Source organism: Amycolatopsis sp. NPDC026612, assembly GCF_040638285.1.
Taxonomy (GTDB): Bacteria; Actinomycetota; Actinomycetes; order Mycobacteriales; family Pseudonocardiaceae; genus Amycolatopsis.
Genome location: NZ_JBEZYB010000057.1, coordinates 1 through 15,439, shown reverse-complemented (window position 1 = coordinate 15,439; position 15,439 = coordinate 1). Strand labels below are relative to the sequence as shown.

The window sequence follows — 15,439 nt, the reverse complement described above, 5'->3', positions numbered from 1 at the left end:
CCCGATCGGGTATCGGGCTCGCAGCACATCCGACATCGTGCTCACTGGCCTGCCCGGCGCAACGGCGCGTGCGACGATGGGCGGATGAACACCGAGCCGGCGCCGAGATGGCGAAGACTGGAACCGGACGAACGGAAGGAACAGATCTACGCCTGTGCGGCGCGGCTGTTCGGTGAGCGTCCCTATTCCGCAGTGTCCACTTCGGACATCGCCGCGGCGGCGGGCGTTGCGCGGGGGCTGATCAACCACTACTTCGGCACGAAACGCGAGCTGTACCTGGAAATCATCCGCCGCGCGCTGACCGTGCCGCGGCTGGCCGTCGAGATCCTCCCCGAGGGGCCGCTGGAACTGAGGGCCGACGTCGCGATCGAGTGGTTCCTCGACATGGTCACCAGCCAGGAGCGGATGTGGCTGGCGGCGATCGCCCCCGAAGGCATCGGCCGGGACCTCGAGGTGGAGCGCATCCTCGAAGAAGCCGACCGCGAATCCGCCGACCGCGTGCTGGAAGCCGTCGGGCTCTCGCGGGAGAGCGAACACGGCGCCGAGCTGAACGCGCTCGTGCGCGCGTTCGGCGGGATGGTGAAGTCGGCGGGCCGGGAATGGCTCGTGCGCCGGTCGCTGACCCGCGACCAGGTGCACCTGCTGCTGTCGAAGTCGCTCGTGACCCTGGTCGGCGAGATCTTCCCGGCCATCCAGGCGGAACCGCCGCGCGGCGAACCCCCGGCACCGCGGCACGGCGGGTAAACCGAAGCCCCCGGCGCCACGAGGGGGAGGAGGGCGCCAGGGGCTCCGGGTCAGTGGGCGAACCACCGACGCACGCCCACGGTACGCCGCGGCACTGTCAAGTCGCTGTCAGCCCGGACTGTCCGATTCGCGAAGTTCTTCCAGCCGGTGGGCGAGCCCGTCGAGACACCGCCGGACGGCGTAGTCGTAGAGCTGCGCGTAATAGCCCGAGGCGAGGTCCGGGTCACCCATCAGGTCGTGCATCGCCGCGCCCAGCTCGGCCATCCCCGGCAGGTCGTCCCGCTCGCGGTAGGTGGCGTACTGCTCGGTGTTGTCGATCCGCAGCGCGAGCGCGCCGTCGCGGTCGTCCTCCATCGCGACGAACTGGCAGGCGGTCATCAGCAGCAGGTTGTAGGCCAGCACGCTCTCGCGGCCGAACCCGGCGGTCAGCAGCACGCCGATGCCCGCGTCGATGGTGCGCGTGGCCGCTTGGACGGACGGCCCGAACAGCGCCAGCCGCCGCGCGCAGCCCGGGTAGGTCCGCAGCACCTCGCGCAGCCCGGCCAGCAGTTCGGTGAACCATTCCTGCCACGGCAGCCGCTCGGCCGGCAGCTCCAGCAGCCCGACCACCCGGTCGACGACGGCGTTCACCACCGCGTCCCGGTCACCGACGTGGTGGTAGATCACCGCCGGGTAGGCCTCGACCGCGCGGGCGAGCTCCCGCAAGGTCCAGTTGTCCAGGCCGCGCTGGGCGGTGAGGGCGGTGGCCGCGCTGACGATGCAGTCGGCGGTCAGCGCCGGCAGTCCCGCCGCGGCTCGCGATCGGGGGCGTTGTCCCGTGCCCGAGGATGAGGGAGGCATGGGGCGTAACGGTAACCGCACCGGCCGGGCGGGTGCCAGCTCCGCACGGGTACGGCAGGATCGGGGGATGGCACGCGCACAGGCCAACGGTCTCGAACTCGAGTACGACACCTTCGGCGATCCGGCGGCCCCGCCGCTGGTACTGGTGATGGGCCTCGGCGCCCAGATGATCACTTGGGAGGAGGACTTCTGCGAACTGCTCGCCGGCCGCGGGTTCTTCGTCGTCCGCTACGACAACCGGGACGTCGGGCTCTCCACCTGGCTCGACCACCTGCCCCCGCCGGACCTGGCCGCGCTGGCGGCCGGCGACCGGTCGAGTGCGCCGTACACGCTTTCGGACATGGCCGACGACGTCGTCGGGCTGTTCGACGCGCTCGGCATCGACCGGGCGCACGTCGTGGGGGCGTCGATGGGCGGGATGATCGTGCAGCAGCTGGCGATCGACCACCCGGACCGCCTGCGGTCGGTCACGTCGATCATGTCGACCACCGGTGACCGGACCGTCGGGCAGGCCGAGCCGTGGGCGCTGGCCATGCTGACGCGGCCGCCGGCTTCGACCCGAGAACAGGCCATCGCCGACAGCGTCGAGGGCTACCAGCGGCTCGGCTCGCCCGGATACCCGGACGACGAAGCGTTCCTGCTGGCCAAAGCGGAACTGCACTACGACCGGGCGCGCCACCCGGTGGGCACGCTGCGCCACGCCGCGGCGGTGGTCGCGTCCGGCGACCGCACGTCCCGGTTGCGTGACGTGCGGCTGCCGGTGCTGGTCGTCCACGGCGACGCCGACCCGCTGATCAACGTCAGCGGCGGCAAGGCGACGGCGGCCGCCATCCCGGGCGCGGAACTGGTCGTCATCCCCGGCATGGGCCACAACCTGCCGCGCGCGGTCTGGCCCGAGCTCGCGGGCGCGATCGACGGCGTGACCGCTCGGGGTAAGTAGCGCGTAAAGATCCCGGGGACGGGTGTAGGGAACGTGTCCGGGATCCCGTCGTCCCGCGCCGCCGGGACTGCACTGGGCGGATGACAGAGGGTTTCGGATTTCCGTTCGGCTGCGTCGCCGCCGTCGCCGCGCTGATCGTCGCGGACCTGGCCGGGGCGACGGGCCACCCGTGGTACGCGCTGGTCACCCTGGGTTCGGTCGTCCTGGCGGCCGCCTACCGGAGTTCCCCCGCGGCCGCGACCGGGATCGCGGTGGTCGCCTGGGCCCTGCACACGGGTTTCGTGCTCGGTCGCCTCGGCTCGCTGGTCTTCGACGCGCCGGCGCGCCTCGCCGCGTTCGTCCTGGCGTGCGCCCTGGTCACCGGCGCCCTCGCCCGCGCCGCCGCGTCGACCCTCCAGGTCCGCAAGCCGTCCCTCCGGGTACGCGAACCGACCGTCCGGGTACGCGAGTTCGCCGGCCGGATTCTGCGGGTCCCGTGATCGGAAGCTCGACACGGGTGCCTACGGGTCGGCCTGCGTACCCACGGGGTCGGCTCGCGTGATTGGACACGTGACTCGCGTGATTGGGCCCGTGACTCGCGTGATTGGGCCCGTGACTCGCGTGATTGGGCCCGTGACTCGCGTGATTGGGGGCGTGACTCGTTAGGGGCGGTGTAGACCCGAAGCGCGGCGGGCGGCGGAAGCCGCGATGATGCGGGGCAGGCCGGCCGGGTGGAGCGGGTCGATGCCGGTGAGGTCGCGGACGCGCCGCAGGCGGTAGTCGACCGTGTTGGGGTGGACGTGCAGCCGGGCCGCTGTGCGGCGGCGGTTCGTGTCCGACGCCAGGTACGCGTCCAGCGTCTCGACGAGCTCGGGGTGCGCGTCCAGCGGGTCGAGCGCCGCCGCCAGGCGGTCGCGGGCCGCGCCGGGACGGGTCAGCTGGTACTCGACCAGGACGTCGTCGAGGCGGTACAGCCCCGGTGCCCGGCCGAACCACCGCAGCACGTCCAGCACCTCGCCGGTCTGCGCGGCCACCGCCCGGACCTCCGCGGGCGCCGCGGTTTCCGCCGCCGCCAGCACCGTCACGCCCGCCGCGCGCCCGGCCGCGTCGACGACCGCGTGCCAGTCCCCGATCGAGGTCAGCCGGCCGGCCAGCGGGAGCAGGACGAGCCCGCCGGGGCCGTCCAGGGACGCGAGCACGCTGTCGCCGCAGGCGTGTTCGAACGCCGCGAGGAACCGCCGGAGCTTGCGGCGGACGGCGATCTCGGCGTCCACGCCCGGCGACTCCTCGTCGGCGTGCGGCCCGAGTTCGACGCTCAGCACGACGTACCGCGCGGGCAACGTGATCCCGGCGCTGCGGGCGACGACGTCGACCGGCCCGCCGTCGACGAGCACCGACAGCAGCGTCCGGCGCGCGGTGTGCTCCTGCCCGACCTTCGTCCGCAGCTCCTCCAGGTACCCGCGGGTGACGACGCCGGTGACCGTGCCGACGAACGCCAGCACCCGGTCCGCGACTTCGAGGAGATCGGCGACGTCGGCACTGCCCGAAGAAGCGGAGCCGACGGCGAAGATCTCCCGCGCGCCGACGTGGTACGCGGTCAGCACGGCTTCCAGCGGAAAGCCCTCTTCCGCCCGGCGGACCGCCGACGCGCCGACCTGCCGCAGCTCGGCCGCGTTGAGCTCGCGATCCTCGCGCAGGCTGCGCGCGAACGCCCGCACCGCCTGCCGGGTGATCCCCGCGATGTCGCCGGCCAGTTCCTCCACCGGCAGCCGCCGGTAGTCCGCGACCTCGGCCTGGAGGCGCGCGAGCACCCGGGTGATCAGCTCGGGCTCCTCCCGGGTGAGCCGCTCGTGCACCCGCTGGCCGCCGAGGGTCAGATCGCCGCCAGGCTTGTGCTCCGTCACAACCGATCCCCCCGTTCTCTGCCCGGATTCCCAGTCAATCCGGCCACGCTCGGTGCCGATGGTGTCACGGAGACCAACAGTCGGCACAGCGTCAAGAGAACAGCGTGTCAAGGAGGATGGCGTGCGAGTGAGGACGACGGCGTTCATCGCGATCATGGTCACCGCGCTGGCGGGCGCGACGGCGGGCACAGCGACGGCGGGCACCGCCGGCGAGTACGTGGCACTGGGGGATTCGGCGGCGGCCGGGCCGCTGATCCTGCCGCCCGACCTCTCCTCCCCCGGCTGCCTCCGTTCGCTGGCGAACTACCCGCACGTCGCCGCGAAAGCACTCGGCGTGCCGCTGACGGACGTCACCTGTTCGGGCGCGACGACGGCGGACATGACCGCTCCGCAGCAGACGTCGGCCGGCGCGGTCCCACCGCAGCTGGACGCGCTCGGCGCGCAGACCCGCACGGTGACCGTGACGATCGGCGGCAACGACGTCGGCCTGGTCGGCGCGGCGACGAGCTGCATCAACCTCCTGCCCGGCATCGTCCCCGACTGCGTCGACCGGTACACCGCGGGCGGGCACGACCAGCTGGCCGAAAAGATCGCCGCGTTCGAGCCGGTGTGGGGCGCGCTGCTGGAGGCGATCCACGCGAAGGCGCCGGACGCCGACGTCTTCGTGGCCGGCTACGGCACCTACCTGCCGCACAACGGCTGCTGGCCGATCGCGCCACTGACCGCGCGCGACGCGAACTACATCCAGGGCAGCATCGACAAGACCAACGCCGCCCTGGCCCGGCAAGCCGCCGCGCACAACGCGCGCTACGTCGACGTCCGGACGGCCTCGATCGGGCACGACGTCTGCAAGCTGCCCGGCGTGAAGTGGTTCGAGAGCGTCATCCCGACGTCGGTCGCCGCGCCACTGCACCCGAACGCGGACGGCATGGCCGCGATCGGCGGCCTGGTCGCCGCGGCCGTCCGGGCGCCGGTCAACGGGTGAAGTCCCACCGGCTGGCGCCGTACGGTTCCGCGGTCGCGACGCCGAAGGCCCGCTGCAGCGTGAGCCGGTAGAGGTGCCAGGGCGGCGGGCCGGCGGTCGGCGCGGTGAACGGGGCCGTGAACCCCTCGTCCACCACCGTCGCGGGCCAGCCGCCCTCGCGGTAGACGGCCGCCACCTGCTCCAGCGTCGCCGCATCGGTGGTCCGGTGGGCCTCGCCTTCCATCGTGACGTCGAGACCGCGCAGCCGCACCGACACGGTGCACGCCGGGTTCGCCGCCAGGTTGCGAGCCCGGCGCGTGCCGGGCCCGCTCACGAAGTACAGGGTGTCGTCCACCCAGATGGCGCCGACGCCGGCGACGTGCGGGCGCCCGTCGGGGCGGACGGTCCCGATGAAGAACGTCAGGTCCTCCTTGGGGGTCTGGGTGGCGAGGAGGTCGCGCGCCCTGCTCCACGGCAGCGCCGCGGACCCGGATCGGTCGAGGTTCTGGGTTGCTGTCGGTTCCGTCATGCCCACGCGTCGAACGGGACGGCCGCGGATCGACACGCGGCGAGGGTTTTCTCGCCACCGGGGTCGTCGTCGCCGGCCGCGGGCACGATCGCCAGCTCGTCGATCCCGGCGGCGGCGTAGGCGCCGATCTTCGCGGCGATCTCGTCGCGGGACCCGAACAGCCCGACCGCGGCGATGGCTTCGGCGGGCACCGCGGCCAGCAGTTCGCGCGGGTGCGGCCGGGTGCGGGCGAAGTCGATCAGGTCGCCGAAGCCCGCCGCGCGGAACATGTCCGCGTAGCCGGGCGCGGCGAGGTAGCCGACCACGCCCCGGCGCAGCTGTTCGAGCGCGGACGGCGACGGGTCGGCCGCGGCGACCACCCACGCGGCCACCGGCGGCGGAGCGGTTCCGGCGCGCTCGGCGGCAGCGTGGAGCCCGCGCACCAGCGTCGCCGCGGCCGCCGGGCTGACGAGGTTGACGACCATCCGGTCGGCGTGCCGCGCGGCGACGTCGACGGCTCGCGGCCCGAACGCCGCGATCGTCAGCGGAGACTCCGGAGCGGGCAGCCGCAGCCGGTAGCCCCGCGAGCCGACGACCGCGCCGTCCACAGTGGACTTCTCGCCGGCCAGCAGCTGCCGGACCGCGACGGCGGACTCCGCCAGGGCCGTGGCCGCCCGGTCGCGGGACCGGCCGTGCCAGCCGCGCACGACGACGTCACTGGACGTCCCGAGCGCGACTCCGGTCGCCCGGCCGGTCAGCGCCGCCACCGACGCGACGCCCATGGCGATCGTCGCCGGGTCCCGGACGGTCACCGCCAGCGGCCCGAAAGTCAGGGAAATCCGCGCGGTGGCCGCGCCGATCGCGGTGCCGAGCGCGAAGGCGTCCCACGTCGCCATCTCGCCGATCCAGAGCTCCGGGTAGCCCGCGGCCTCCGCGGCCCGGGCGGTGTCGAGCGCCTCCTCCGGCGGCCGGTCCTGCCAGAGTCCCAGCGACACCGAAAGCCTCATGTGGCGGCCTGCACGATCATGGTGACCACCGTGGTGAACGAGCCGCCGACGTTGAGCGTCAACGCCGTGCGCGCGCCCGCCACCTGCATCTCGCCCGCCGTGCCCGAAACCTGCCGGGCCGCGTCGCGCAGCATGCGGACGCCGGTGGCGCCGACCGGGTGGCCGAGGCCGATCAGGCCGCCACCCGGGTTGATCCCGGCCGCGTCCAGCCCGCCGCCGGCGATGAACCGGCCGCCGTCGCCAGGCGGTGCCAAGCCGAGGTGCTCCAGCGCGACCAGCCCGGTGATCGTGAAGCAGTCGTGCAGTTCGACGGTGTCGAGCGCGTCCGGCCCGGGCACGCCCGCTCGCCGGTAGGCGTCGGCGACGGCGCCGCGCAGGTGCGGGAACAGGTACTCGCCGCCGGAAGCGATCTTCGGCGCGAGGCCGATGTGCGCGGTGCGGTGCCCGAACCCGGCGATGCGCGGGAAGCCACCACCGAGCCGTTCGGCGAACGCGGGCGAGGCCAGCACGACCGCCGCGGCGCCGTCGGTGATCCGGCCGCAGTCCTGCTTGCGCAGGCGGCCCTCGATGACCGGGTTGAGCTCGTCGTCCGGTCCGAACGCGGCCGCCGGAAACCGCCAGTCACGGGCCTGGGCCAGCGGGTTCAGCGCCGCCCGGGTGAAGGCGTGCTCGGCGAACAGCCCGAGGTGCCCTGGATCGAGTCCATACCGAGCGTCGTAGGCGTCGGCGACCTCGGCGAACAGCGCCGGCCAGGGAAACTTCGCGGAGACGGCTTCGTGCCCGGCCCACGCGGCGGACCCGAGGTGCTCGGCGGCCCGCTGCCCATCGACGTTGCGCATCAGCTCGACGCCGACGACCAGCGCCAGGTCGTAGCGGCCCGCTTCGAGGTCGGCGCACGCGGCGAGCACCGCGGTGCTGCCGGACGCGCACGCGGCTTCGTGCCGGGTGCTGGGCACGCCGTCGAGCTCCGGGACGGCCGCCACCAGCACGCCGCCCAGCTGGGCCTGGCCGGTGAACAGCTCCGCCGCGAGGTTCCCGACGTGCGCGACCTCGACGTCGGCGGCCGAGACCCCGGCGTCCGTGAGAGCCGCGGGCACGACCTCGGCGAACAGTTCGAGGATCCCGCGTCCTTCTTTCGTGACGTTGCGCGCGAAGTCGGTCTGCGCCCCGCCCAGCACGAACACCGTCATGACCTCACCCCAGGCTTTCCCGCAGCTGCCGCTTCAGGATCTTCCCCACCGGGTTGCGTGGCAAGGACTCCGCGTACTCGAGCCGTTCCGGCAGCTTGAACGCGGCCACCTTCTGCTCGCGCAGGTACGCGACCAGCTCCTCCAACGTCGGCTTCCGCGCACCCGGCACGACGATCGCGCACACCCGCTCCCCCATGACCTCGTCGGGCACGCCGACCACGCCGACGTCGGCGACGTCCGGGTGCCCCGCCAGCAGGCCCTCGACCTCGGCGGGCGAGATGTTCATGCCGCCGCGGATCACGAGGTCCTTGAGCCGGTCGACGTACCGCAGGAACTCCCCGCGCTCGCCGTCGATCTCGAAGACGTCGCCGGTGCGGAAGTGCCCGTCTTCGTCGAACGCCGAGGTGTCGAGCGGCTCGCCCTTCTCCGTGAGGTAACCGGCGAACACCGTCGGCCCGGCGATGTGCAGCTCGCCGGGGTGCCCGGGTCCGGTCACCCGCTCGCCAGTGACCGGGTCGTGCAGCCGCACCGACGTCCACCCGGCGACCGGGGTCGACCAAGTGGCGGCCGAGGCGTAGTTCGGGAAGTAGGTCGCGCGCTGGTCCGGGTCGGGGATGTCCACCGGACCGGACAGCAGCGCGGTGCCCTCGTTCGAGCCGAAGAAGTTGATGAGGTCGATGCCGTACCGCTCGGCCCAGGTGCGCACCAGCCACGGCGAGAGCGGCGCCGAGCCGGACCCGATCTTCCGCAGCGCCGAAATGTCCACTCCGGACAGTATCTTTTCGTTGTGCAGCAGCATGGTCAGCAACGCCGGTGGCGCGAGCGTGTACGTCACCCGCTCGGCCGCGAGCTGTCCCAGGAACACCGGCAGGTCGAACGGGTGGTGCGGGACGAACACGGCGCCGGTCAGCAGCCACGGCAGGAACATGCCGCCGATGCCGGCCATGTTCGTCATCGGGAACGGGGAAAGCAGGACGTCTTCGCGGGTGATCCCGGCGGCCTGGACGCAGCCGGCCGCGGTCGCCAGCCAATCTCCGTGGCAGCGCGGCACGGCCTTCGGCTCGGCTTCGGTGCCGGACGTCCAGCAGATCGTGACGCAGTCGTTCACGTCGGCTTCGGCCCGGTACGAGTCCAAAGTAGATTTGTCCACTTCGGACAGTGGAGCTTCGGGCCAGGCCAGGGCACCGGCCGGTTCGTCGCCCCCGTTGGCGACGACGAACCGGACCGACAGCGCCGAAGCGCCGATGAGCCCAAGGGCCGCCCCGGCGAGCGGGTGCTCGCCGTATCTGGATGCCGTGACCACCCCGACAGCCCCGGTGCGCCGGCACATCGGAACCATCTCGTGCTCCCGGTAGGACACCGGGAACGGGGTGACGACCGCGCCGATCCGCACGATCGCGAGGAACGCCTGGACCAGGGCCGAGCAGTTCGGCAGCTGCACAGCCACTACGTCACCTGCTCGCACCCCTCTGGCGAGCAGGAACGCGGCCAGGACGTCGACGCGTTCGTCGAGCCGGCTCCAGGTCCACCGCACCGGGTCGCGTCCGACCAGTGCGGTGGTGTTCGGTGGATCGACCAGCGCGAGACCCTCCGGGTCGGCACTGACCCGCTCCTTCACGAGCCGGTCGATCGTCTCCGCACTCCACCATCCCCGTGTCCGGAAGTCCCGGGCACGACCCTCTCGATGGCATCTCATGAACGGAGGTTTTCCAGCTGGTCCGCCCGGACCCAAGTCGCGTGGAAACCGAGCGGGACACGCTGGGGAAGCAGGACCCTGGCCACGGGTCCGGCAGCGAGGTCGGCGGCGTCGAAGATGTCCAGTTCCGAGCGTCCCTCACGCTCGTCCTGCACGAACGTCACCAGATACCCGTCCGCCGACTCGACGGGTGCTCCTTCGCGGGGTGCGAACGGAGCCTCACTGCCCCACCGGCCGGGACCGAACCGGTATTCGGTCTTCGTACCGGCAAGATTGTCGTGGCGCACCAGCCCGTCGAACTTCAGCGTCGACTCGGGCGAGATGTGCACCGCGTAGGAGTACCGGTTCCGCCGTCCGACGCCGCGGGCGTCGACGGTCGGGAACTCGGTGTTGTCGTCGTCGAGCGGCGCCTCGTGGCACGCGCCGGTCCGCAGGTCGAAGCGGTAGCGGTGCAGCTGGGCATCGAGCCGCAGGTAGGAGAGCATTTTCGCCAACGGCGTGTGAGCGTCGGCCCGCGGCTGCGGCTTCTGCACGCGGCAGACGTCGAGGACCACTTCGTCGCCCTCTTCCCAGGCGTTGACGACGTGGTAGATGTAGCACGGGCTCGCTTCGAACCACCGGATCTGGCTACCGTTCCCGTAGCGTGGCAGTACCCCGAAGCGGCTCGGCATCGCGCGGTCGAAGTGCAGCTTGTGCCGGCCTTGTTCCGCGGCTTCCAGGTCCTGCACCAGCGGCAGGTCCATCAGCACCGCGTAGTGCTCGGTGATGGCCATGTCGTGCGGCAGGCGCGGGCCCGGCAGCTCGACGTCGGTGGTGGTCACGACAGTGCCGTCCGCGCTGATCACGCCGTAGCGCAGGTACGGCGGGCGGGGCCCGTAGTCGAACCAGAACAGCTCGCCGGTGGTCTCGTCCACCTTGGGGTGGGCCATCATGTCGCCGGCCAGCGTGCCGAGGAAGTCCTCGGCGCCGAGGGTCTCCAGCGAGAGCGGGTCGACCGCGTACGGCGAGCCGCACAGGTACCAGGTGGCGAGGATCCGGCCGCGGTGGAAGACGACGTCGGTGTTGGCGTTGTCCTTGAGCCCCAGGCCGTGGGAGTTGCCGAAGGGGTTGTCCTTCGGGTTCTCCATGACGCCGGTCCAGAGCGCCTTGCCGGCCGCGGACTCGGCTTCGAAGGCCTTCGTGCGGACCCAGCGGTTGCGGTAGCGGGCCCTGCCATTCTCCAGGTGGACGGCGTGGATCATGCCGTCGCCGTCGAACCAGTGGTAGCGGCCTTCCGGAGCGAACCGCGGGTTCGGGCCGTTGCGCAGGTAGACGCCGTTGAGGTCCTTCGGGATTTCGCCGATGACCTGCAGGTCTTCCGCGTCGATCTCGGTGCCGACCGGGGCGTACACGCCGAGCAGGTACGGGTTGGCCTCGCCGGTGTCCGCCGTCCGGGCCACCATCAGCGGCTGTTCGGAGGTGCTGGTCATCGGACTGCTCCCTGACTCTCGGCCCCACTGCGCGGGCTGCTGGGGATGAGACTATGATTTGTGTATCCAGGTGTCAATAGGCTTCTTTAGATGTAGTCAGCTGTTACGCTGAGGCCGCTAGGCAGCAAGGGGGGACGGGGTGACCGAAGCGAGTGCACACCGCGTCCGGCCGGCGGGAGATCCGCTCCGGAGAGCGCTCGAACTCGTCGGCGACCAGTGGACGCTGCTCATCCTGCAGAGCCTGTTCCTGCGCTTCCGGCGGTACGAAGAGCTGCGCCTGCGGCTGGGTATCTCGCCGACGGCGTTGTCGGGACGGCTGCGGGACATGGTGGACGCGGGCATGCTCACCCGGGTGCCGTACCGGGACGCGCGCCGCACGCGGCACGAGTACCGGCTGACCGAGCGCGGCCTCGAGCTGTGGCCGCTGCTGATCTCGATCTGGGCGTGGGAGCGCGAGTGGGTCGACGGCCGCCGCGAGGTGCTGCCGACGCTCATCCACCTCGACTGCGAGCTGGCTACCTCGGCGCCGCTCGGCTGCGCAGCCTGCGGCCGCCGGGTCGACGCGCGTGACGTCCGGGCGTCGCGGCTGGACAGCACCGGCGTCGCGGCGGCGACCGCGTCCAAGCGCTTCCGCCGCAAGGACGCCGAGTCGCTCGCCGGCGACCCGCTGATGTTCTTCCCCGACACGATGGAGCTGCTCGGCGACCGGTGGTCGACCGGCCTGCTGGTCTCGGCGCTGCTCGGCTGCCGGCACTTCTCGGAGTTCGAGCGCGAGCTGGGCATCGGGCCGAGCGTGCTGTCGGCCCGGCTGAGCAAGCTCGTCGAGGTCGGCGTCCTGCGCACCGGCACGGCGGCGACCCGCACCGACGCCCGCGACTACCGGATGACGGCGAAGGGCCTGGCGTTCTTCCCGGCGCTGGCGTTCATCGCGGAGTGGTCGCGCGGTTTCGAGGTGGCGGGCCAGGAGCCGGACATCACGCTGCACCACGTCGACTGCGGCGAACGGCTGCGGCCGATGCTGCTGTGCGACCACTGCGGCCGCCCCCTGACCCGCAAGTCGGTGCAGTTCGGTGGCGTACCGTCCCCCCAACGCTGACGACGTGACCAAATCGACTCGCCAAGCGCCCCGGCCGATGCCAGGCTGGAGCGGTCACACGTCGTCATTTTCGGAGGTAAGCATGAGTGAACCGGATCCGTCGCCCAGCGGCGAGGACGACGACGTCAAGCGCAAGTTCCGCGAAGCACTGGAACGCAAGCAGGCCCACGCCCGCTCGGGTGCCGCCCACGAGAACGCGGGCGGCAAGAACCAGCACGCCCACGGCCCCGCGGCCAACAAGCGGACGTTCCGCCGGAAGAGCGGCTGAGCAGCGGCAGCGTAGGTCCGTGAAGGCCACCTTGAAGTTCTTCAAGGTGGCCTTCACGGCGTTCAGGGGGTGAACGAGCCCAGGTGGTCCAGGACCACGAACTCGCTGCCCGGGCTCGCCGCCGCCACGGCCTTCCGCAGCACCGCCACCCCGCCATTGGGATCGTGGGCCTGGCCCAGCGGCAGGTCGAAGTCGTCCCAGTGCGTGGCGGCCACCCACCGGGGGTTCCCCAGCGTGCGCAGCAGGCGCGGGACGTAGTCCGTCACTTTCGCGCCGCCCGGGGGCAGCAGCAGCACATCCGGTCGCAGCCCCGCCAGCTCGGACTCGACGTAGTTCGCACCGCCGAAATCGAGCACGCTCGCCCCGCCGCCGGACACGACGTACGCCAGCGTGCCGCCCTCGACCAGGTCGGAGATCACCCGTGGCCGGTCGCGGCGGGACAGCGGCCGAGTGCCCGGGAAGGCGACCTGGGCCCGGGTGCCCGTCGCCGAATGCAGGGAGCGCAGCACCCGGATCGAGTACCCGTCGAACGTCAGATCCTCCCCGCCGGTCGCGATCGCGAGCTGGTCATCCGGCGCACCCAAGGCCGCCACGAGACTCAAATGGGTCTCGGTGCCGATGACCGTCGCTCCGGTGCGTTCGGCCAGGTACGGGACGTCCGTCAGGTGGTCGTAGTGGCCGTGGGTCACCAGGATGTGGTCGGCCCGGAGGAAGCCGCGGTCGAGGTAACCGTCGATCAGCGCACGGTCCACCGAGAGCGGCGTACGCGGGTCCGCACCCGCCGGGGTGTACGTACCCGTCTTGAACCGGGTCAGCCACGGATCGACGAGGATCGTCTTCGCCCCGACCCGGATCTCCCAGCCGTTGTTCCCCCACCAGCGCAACGTCATCGCCGAACGAGCCGCCGCGGGCGGTGCGCCCGCCAGGATCGCCGCGGCCGCCGCACCCGCGCCGAACAGCCCGCGCCTGCTCAATCCCTTGTCCATACCGGACACCCGACCACGACCCGCGCCCCGCTGTCCAAGATCGGGAAGCGGGCCAGTCGATAGGTGAACAGCTATCGTCGCAGCGTGGACCACCTTCGCTCGCTGCGGTACTTCCTCGTGGTCGCCGACGAACTGCACTTCGGCCGGGCCGCCGAACGGCTCGGGATCGCGCAGCCGCCGCTGAGCCAGCGCGTCAAACGGCTCGAAGCCGAGCTGGGCGCGAAGCTGTTCGAGCGCGGCCGGCGCATCACGCTCACCGAAGCCGGCGAAGTGCTGCGCGCCGAAGCCCGGGACCTGCTCTCCCGCTGGGACCGCATGACGGCGCTCGTCGCGAAGGCCGAACGCGGGGAGCTGGACAGCCTGCGCGCGGGCGTGCCCCCGGAACTGCCCGGGCGGGTGCTGGCCGCGATCCTGACGAAGTTCGCCGACGAGTGCCCCACCGTCCGGCTGGACCTGCAGGAGCTCACCACCGCCGAGCAGGCGCGGCTGCTCGCCGACCGCGGGCTCGACGCCGGCCTCCTGCAATTGCCGGTGGACGTGGTCGGGCTCGACCTCGGCCCGGTCGTCGACACCCCGCTGGGCGTGGTGCTCCCCCGCGACTCACCGCTCGCCCGCCGCACCGAGCTCACCCTCGCCGACCTGACGGGGGAAGGTCTGGTCCACTCCCCGCGGGCGGCCGCGCCCGGGAACTACGACGCCCTGCTGCGCACCTGCTGGGACCACGGCTTCCGGCCGGCCGCGATCCGGCACGCCCGCAACCCCGAGTTCGTGCTCGGGCTGGTCCTGGCCGGGCACGGCGTGGCGTTCGAGCCGGGCCCCCGCAAGGAACCGCGCGTGGTGTGGCGGCCGCTGACCGGCGAGGTGCTGCGGTCACGGATGGCCTTCGCCTGGCCGCCGGCGAGCCCGCACCCGCAGGCGGCGAAGCTGGCGGAGATCGCCGCCGGAGTGCTCGAAGACGACGGGGTGTCCCGGATCGTGCCGCCGGAGCCGCGGGCCGCCCGGCCGTGGGACCTGTTCTACGACCGCAGCTGATCGACGGCCGCCCGCGCGGCCTCGCCGATGGCGCGGTCGATGTCCGGGCGCCGCAGCGTCTCCGCACCGCCGTCCGTGAACACCGCGACGGCGTAGGAAGCACCGTCCGGGTAGGTCGCGACGCCGATTTCGTTGCGGATCCCCGGCATCGTGCCCGTCTTGCCCGCCACCGCCACCGCCACCGGGAACCCCGCCGCCAGCCGGTGCCAGCTGACCTGGGCCGACATCCACTCGCGGACCGGCGCCCCCACGTCCCCCGCCCAGATCGCCGCCAGCAGCGTCGTCATCTCGCGTGGGGTGGTCGCGGAAGTCCGCAGGGGATCCAGCGCCCGCAACGGACAGCCGGCCGCCGTGTCCTCGATGATCGTGCGCAGGACGTCCCGCGGCGCGCCGATGACGGAAGTCCGCGTCAGGCCCAGCTCGGCCAGCAACGACCGGACGTTCTCCACGCCCACCCGGTCGAACAGCAGGTCCGCGGCCGTGTTGTCCGACACCGACAGGGCCAGCAGCGCCGCGTCACGCAGGCTGTATTCGGCGTCGTCGGCGAAGCCCGCCGAACCGGTGCCGCCGAGGCGGTCCGCGGCGGACGCCCGCACCCGGTCGGTGGGGTCGAGCTGCCCGGCCGCCACCTGGCGCGCGAACTCGAAGGCCAGCGGCACCTTCACCACGGACGCCAGTACCACCGGGGAGTCGGCGTCCAGGCCGAATTCCTCGGCCGAACCGAGACGGCGGGCGTGCACCCCCGCAGCCGGTGGTCGGCGCTCCGGTTCGTCCCCAACCCCAAGTCGACGCCGTTCACCTTCGGCTACCTGGTCG

Annotated in this window: 16 protein-coding genes; 7 read left to right on the top strand and 9 right to left on the bottom strand. The window is 72.4% G+C overall.

Annotated elements, in window-relative coordinates:
• Positions 1–84: 84 nt before the first annotated feature.
• Positions 85–744 (top strand): TetR/AcrR family transcriptional regulator, encoded by a 660-nt coding sequence (locus AB0F15_RS33630; RefSeq protein WP_360279318.1) that lies wholly within the window; start codon positions 85–87, stop codon positions 742–744.
• Between the two features lie 108 nt (positions 745–852).
• On the opposite strand, the gene AB0F15_RS33625 is transcribed toward AB0F15_RS33630, so the two are convergent.
• Positions 853–1,584 (bottom strand): TetR family transcriptional regulator, encoded by a 732-nt coding sequence (locus AB0F15_RS33625; protein ID WP_360279315.1) that lies wholly within the window; start codon positions 1,582–1,584, stop codon positions 853–855.
• 67 nt (positions 1,585–1,651) lie between these two features.
• On the opposite strand from AB0F15_RS33625, the gene AB0F15_RS33620 reads away from it, so the two are divergent.
• Together AB0F15_RS33620 and AB0F15_RS33615 are read left to right on the top strand one after the other, a co-directional pair.
• Positions 1,652–2,524, top strand: a complete 873-nt coding sequence (locus AB0F15_RS33620) for an alpha/beta hydrolase (protein ID WP_360279313.1) — start codon at positions 1,652–1,654, stop codon at positions 2,522–2,524.
• 80 nt (positions 2,525–2,604) lie between these two features.
• On the top strand, positions 2,605–3,003 hold the full coding sequence (locus AB0F15_RS33615; protein WP_360279310.1) for a hypothetical protein: 399 nt from the start codon (positions 2,605–2,607) through the stop codon (positions 3,001–3,003).
• 162 nt (positions 3,004–3,165) lie between these two features.
• Here the strand turns inward: AB0F15_RS33615 and AB0F15_RS33610 are convergent, their stop codons facing one another.
• A complete protein-coding gene (locus AB0F15_RS33610) occupies positions 3,166–4,407 on the bottom strand; it encodes a helix-turn-helix domain-containing protein (RefSeq protein WP_360279307.1) in 1,242 nt (413 codons plus the stop codon).
• A gap of 127 nt (positions 4,408–4,534) precedes the next feature.
• Here AB0F15_RS33610 and AB0F15_RS33605 point away from each other — a divergent pair, with 127 nt between their 5' ends.
• Complete coding sequence (locus tag AB0F15_RS33605) at positions 4,535–5,392, top strand: SGNH/GDSL hydrolase family protein (RefSeq protein WP_360279399.1); 858 nt, start codon at positions 4,535–4,537, stop codon at positions 5,390–5,392.
• On the opposite strand, the gene AB0F15_RS33600 is transcribed toward AB0F15_RS33605, so the two are convergent.
• The 5 genes from AB0F15_RS33600 to AB0F15_RS33580 are packed head-to-tail and all read right to left on the bottom strand — an operon-like array spanning position 5,382 to position 11,241.
• Positions 5,382–5,900, bottom strand: a complete 519-nt coding sequence (locus tag AB0F15_RS33600) for a pyridoxamine 5'-phosphate oxidase family protein (protein WP_360279304.1) — start codon at positions 5,898–5,900, stop codon at positions 5,382–5,384. The genes AB0F15_RS33605 and AB0F15_RS33600 overlap by 11 nt on opposite strands.
• Positions 5,897–6,886, bottom strand: coding sequence for an LLM class F420-dependent oxidoreductase (locus AB0F15_RS33595; protein WP_360279302.1), 990 nt, complete (start codon positions 6,884–6,886; stop codon positions 5,897–5,899). The genes AB0F15_RS33600 and AB0F15_RS33595 overlap by 4 nt, the downstream gene beginning before the upstream one ends.
• Complete coding sequence (locus tag AB0F15_RS33590; protein WP_360279299.1) at positions 6,883–8,076, bottom strand: acetyl-CoA acetyltransferase; 1,194 nt, start codon at positions 8,074–8,076, stop codon at positions 6,883–6,885. The genes AB0F15_RS33595 and AB0F15_RS33590 overlap by 4 nt, the downstream gene beginning before the upstream one ends.
• A gap of 4 nt (positions 8,077–8,080) precedes the next feature.
• On the bottom strand, positions 8,081–9,772 hold the full coding sequence (locus tag AB0F15_RS33585) for a class I adenylate-forming enzyme family protein (protein WP_360279297.1): 1,692 nt from the start codon (positions 9,770–9,772) through the stop codon (positions 8,081–8,083).
• Positions 9,769–11,241 (bottom strand): carotenoid oxygenase family protein, encoded by a 1,473-nt coding sequence (locus AB0F15_RS33580; RefSeq protein ID WP_360279294.1) that lies wholly within the window; start codon positions 11,239–11,241, stop codon positions 9,769–9,771. The genes AB0F15_RS33585 and AB0F15_RS33580 overlap by 4 nt, the downstream gene beginning before the upstream one ends.
• A gap of 139 nt (positions 11,242–11,380) precedes the next feature.
• Between AB0F15_RS33580 and AB0F15_RS33575 the strand changes: the two genes are divergently transcribed.
• Positions 11,381–12,337: a winged helix-turn-helix transcriptional regulator gene (locus AB0F15_RS33575; RefSeq protein ID WP_360279291.1), complete on the top strand. Its 957-nt coding sequence runs from the start codon at positions 11,381–11,383 to the stop codon at positions 12,335–12,337.
• Positions 12,338–12,419: 82 nt separating this feature from the next.
• Positions 12,420–12,605: a DUF5302 domain-containing protein gene (locus AB0F15_RS33570; protein WP_360279289.1), complete on the top strand. Its 186-nt coding sequence runs from the start codon at positions 12,420–12,422 to the stop codon at positions 12,603–12,605.
• Between the two features lie 62 nt (positions 12,606–12,667).
• Here the strand turns inward: AB0F15_RS33570 and AB0F15_RS33565 are convergent, their stop codons facing one another.
• The gene (locus AB0F15_RS33565; protein ID WP_360279286.1) at positions 12,668–13,591 is read right to left on the bottom strand and encodes an MBL fold metallo-hydrolase; all 924 of its coding nucleotides are present in this window, start codon (positions 13,589–13,591) and stop codon (positions 12,668–12,670) included.
• An 84-nt stretch (positions 13,592–13,675) separates the two neighbouring features.
• Between AB0F15_RS33565 and AB0F15_RS33560 the strand changes: the two genes are divergently transcribed.
• On the top strand, positions 13,676–14,623 hold the full coding sequence (locus AB0F15_RS33560) for a LysR substrate-binding domain-containing protein (RefSeq protein ID WP_360279283.1): 948 nt from the start codon (positions 13,676–13,678) through the stop codon (positions 14,621–14,623).
• On the opposite strand, the gene AB0F15_RS33555 is transcribed toward AB0F15_RS33560, so the two are convergent.
• Entirely contained in the window at positions 14,608–15,363 is a 756-nt protein-coding gene (locus AB0F15_RS33555; RefSeq protein WP_360279280.1) for a serine hydrolase, read from the bottom strand. The two genes, AB0F15_RS33560 and AB0F15_RS33555, sit on opposite strands and share 16 nt — an antisense overlap.
• Positions 15,364–15,439 lie beyond the last annotated feature (76 nt).